Source organism: Bradyrhizobium sp. (assembly GCF_016462955.1).
Taxonomy (GTDB): Bacteria; Pseudomonadota; Alphaproteobacteria; order Rhizobiales; family Xanthobacteraceae; genus Bradyrhizobium.
In genome coordinates this window covers 333-3,794 of record NZ_JAEMSD010000592.1, presented here as the reverse complement: position 1 = coordinate 3,794, position 3,462 = coordinate 333, and the positions used below count along the sequence as shown (strand labels likewise).

At 66.6% G+C, this 3,462-nt stretch carries 4 protein-coding genes; 3 read left to right on the top strand and 1 reads right to left on the bottom strand.

Going from position 1 to position 3,462, the window contains the following annotated elements; all coding sequences use genetic code 11:
• A partial coding sequence (locus JHD07_RS35095; protein WP_291630524.1) for a nitrilase-related carbon-nitrogen hydrolase occupies nucleotides 1–249 on the bottom strand: 249 nt, incomplete at its 3' end.
• A gap of 190 nt (nucleotides 250–439) precedes the next feature.
• Here JHD07_RS35095 and JHD07_RS35090 point away from each other — a divergent pair.
• The 3 genes from JHD07_RS35090 to JHD07_RS35080 form a co-directional block, all read left to right on the top strand.
• The gene (locus tag JHD07_RS35090) at nucleotides 440–1,396 is read left to right on the top strand and encodes a helix-turn-helix domain-containing protein (RefSeq protein WP_291630523.1); all 957 of its coding nucleotides are present in this window, start codon (nucleotides 440–442) and stop codon (nucleotides 1,394–1,396) included.
• Between the two features lie 146 nt (nucleotides 1,397–1,542).
• Nucleotides 1,543–2,568 carry an aldo/keto reductase gene (locus JHD07_RS35085; protein ID WP_291630522.1) on the top strand — a complete coding sequence of 342 codons (1,026 nt, stop codon included), beginning with the start codon at nucleotides 1,543–1,545 and terminating at the stop codon, nucleotides 2,566–2,568.
• A gap of 174 nt (nucleotides 2,569–2,742) precedes the next feature.
• Nucleotides 2,743–3,462, top strand: a 720-nt coding sequence (locus JHD07_RS35080; protein ID WP_291630525.1) for an MFS transporter, incomplete at its 3' end; no start/stop codon positions are given.

Genomic DNA, 3,462 nt, shown 5'->3' with positions numbered 1-3,462 from the left:
GTCATAGGACAGCGAATTGTCGAAATAGCGCTGCACGAAGCCACGGCCGATCGCCCAGGCCGGCGAGTCCATCCAGATGTGCCAGGGATAACCGGGGATGAAGGCCTCCGGAAACGCGATCAGCTTGGCACCCTTCTCCGCGGCCTCCCTGATCAGGGCGATCGACTTCTCGATCGAGGCGTCGAGGTCGAGCCAGGCGGGCGCTGCCTGCACGACGGCGACCTTGTATTTCGGATGTTCGATGCCCATTGCCGCCTCCATTGCCTGTTGATCGGATGCCCCGACCGATGCAGTCTAATTGGCCAAGCCGGCCGACCCGGCGCTCGACCGCGGCGGAACGAAAACTCGACTGCACGCGGACTCCCCGGCCGGTACGGGACTTGCCTCCGGTCAGGCCGATCCCGGGCGATTTGCAGGGTGTGAAAGGGAGGCTCTCCAAATGCCAATCCAGTTCACGACGGACGGCAGCCCCGGTTATCGGCGGCTCGCCCTTTGGCAGGACATCGTCTGCGACGTCTTCGTTGGGCTCGACTGCAAGTCCGACCTCGGCAGTCTGTTTCACGGCTCGGTCACCCAGGCCTCGCTCGGCCAAGCGGCATGCTCCGAGGTCAGCTCGGACCGCCAGCACGTCCTCCGTACGCCCTCGCGCATCGCGCGTTCGGACCAGGATTTCGTTCTCGTTGCGCTCGGCAATCGCGGCAATGGTGCCGTGGTGCAGGACGGCCGCGAGACCGTGGTCCGTCCCGGCGAGTTCACGCTCTACGACACCACGCGTCCATATGAGCTGCGGTTCAATGATCGCTTCACGCAGACGATCTTCAAGGTGCCTCGCGCGATGCTGCAGCGCCGGCTCGGCGGCACCGAGACACTGACCGCCATGTCGTTTGGCACCGACGCGCCGCTCGAGCGGCTGGCCTATGATTTCATCTTCCAGCTTTGCCAGAGCGCGGACCGGCTGGCCCCGGACACCGCCGCAGCGCTGTCGGAACAGGCCGTCGACCTCCTTGCGATGGCGCTGAGCGAGCGGCTCGGCAAAATGTCGCTACCATCCTCGACCCATCGCTCCGCCCTGCTGTTTCGGCTGAAGGCGCACATCCGCGCGCATCTGGCCGATCCCGACCTCTCGCTCGCGGAGACCGCGGCCGCGCTCGGCATCTCGCCACGCTACGTCAACGACCTTCTCGCCGACGAGGAGACGTCATTCCAGCGCTTCGTCCTCGCCGAGCGCCTCGCCCGATGCCGGCGTGATCTCGCCTCGCCCGTGCTCGCCCATCGCCATATCAGCGAGATCGCGTTTGCCTGGGGCTTCAACGACCTCTCGCACTTCGGCAGGGTCTTCCGCGAGCGCTTCGGCATGTCGCCGCGCGATTTCCGGCAAAGCCAGTTGCGGCACTGACGCCCCTTCCAGCCGGCCATCACCCGCACGACCAGTCATCCCGCAGCAAGGCCGGTATGTCAGCGCGAGATAGGACGCGGCGCCCGCCTGCACTATCCTTCCACCGAGCCGAACGATCAATCAGCGGCCAGCCAGGGAGCACTTCGATGGAATACCGACGCTTGGGCCGATCCGGCCTCATGGTGCCGGCCTTGAGTCTGGGCACCGGCACCTTCGGCGGCGTCGGCCGCCTCGCGGCGTGGGGCGCGACGGACGCGACCGAAGCGCGGCGTCTTCTGGACATCTGCCTCGAGGCCGGCGTGTCGATGTTCGACACCGCGAATGTCTATTCACTCGGCGAGTCCGAGAGGGTGCTCGGCGAAGCGATCAAGGGCCGCCGCGACAAGGTGCTGATCTCGACCAAGGCGACCTTCCGCTTCGGTGATGGGCCCAACGACATCGGCTCGTCGCGGCAGCATTTGCTCAAGGCGGTCGACGGTTCGTTGAGCCGGCTCGGCACCGACTACATTGACCTGTTCCAGCTCCACGGCTTCGACGCCTTCACCCCGCCCGAAGAAGTGCTCGCCACCCTCGACGTGCTCGTGCGCGCCGGCAAGATCCGCTATGTCGGTGTGTCGAATTTCTCGGGTTGGCATCTGATGAAGTCGCTCGGCGTTGCCGACAAGCATGGCTTTCCGCGCTACGTCGCCAACCAGACCTACTACTCGCTGATCGGACGCGACTACGAATGGGAGCTGATGCCGCTGGGACTCGACCAGGGCCTCGGCGCCGTGGTCTGGTCGCCGCTCGGCTGGGGCCGTCTCACCGGCAAGATCCGCCGGGGGCAGCCGAAGCCCGAGGTGAGCCGCCTGCCCAAGACCGCCGAGTTTGGCCCGCCCGTGCCGGACGAGCACGTTTACCGCGTCGTCGATGCGATCGACGAGGTCGCGAAGGAGACGGGCAAGAGCGTCTCGCAGATTGCGCTGAACTGGCTGCTGCAGCGCCCCACGGTCTCGACACTGATCATCGGCGCGCGCAACGAAGCCCAGCTACGCGAGAATCTCGGCGCGGTCGGCTGGTCCTTGACCAAGGACCAGGTCGCCAAGCTCGATGCTGCGAGCAAGGTGACGCTGCCCTATCCCTATTGGCACCAGCGCGTGACCTTCAGCGACCGCAATCCGCCGGCGGTGTAGGCACCGTTCCAAGCACGAACGGATGGGCTGGCGCGCGAAAGCCGCGCCTGCCACTGCCTGCCGCACCGCGGGGCCGGCTTCCGCATGGAACTGTCCCTGCCCCGCCGGGTTGCGATGCATCTCGCGATTTCCTATCCGGAGTGAACCTCGGCTCGAATGAAGCGCGCCTTTATCATGTCGTCCGCCCCGATCGAGCATGCCGACGGTCTGCCGCAGCCGCAGCGCAACCAGGCGGTTCTGACGATTGCGCTCGGCATCATCATGGCGGTCGTCGACAGCTCCATCGCCAATGTGGCGCTGCCGACGATCGCAGCCGACCTCGATGCGAGCCCGGCCTTCTCGATCTGGATCGTCAACGGCTACCAGCTCGCGATCACGATCTCACTGCTGCCGCTGGCCTCGCTCGGCGAGATCGTCGGCTATCGCCGCGTCTATCTGGTGGGGCTGGTCCTGTTCACGCTGGCCTCGGCGCTGTGCGCACTGGCGGACACGCTGCCGCTGCTCACGGCCGCGCGCATCATCCAGGGTTTTGGCGCCGCCGGCATCATGAGCGTCAACGCTGCGCTGGTGCGCTTCACTTATCCGCGCAGCCAGCTCGGGCGCGGCATCGGGCTCAACGCGCTCGTGGTCGCCTTCTCCGCCGCGGCCGGGCCGACACTCGCCGCCGGCATTCTTGCGGTCGGAAGCTGGCCCTGGTTGTTCGCCATCAACGTGCCGCTCGGCGTGGTGACGCTGCTGCTGGGCCTGCGCAGCCTGCCGCACACCAAGCCCGCGGGCCGCTCGTTCGACTGGCAAAGTGCGGGGCTGTCCGCGATCACGTTTGGCGTCGGCATCGCCGCTATCGACAGCGTCGGCCATGGCGAGGCGGCGATCACCTGTCTCGTGCAGTTCGCC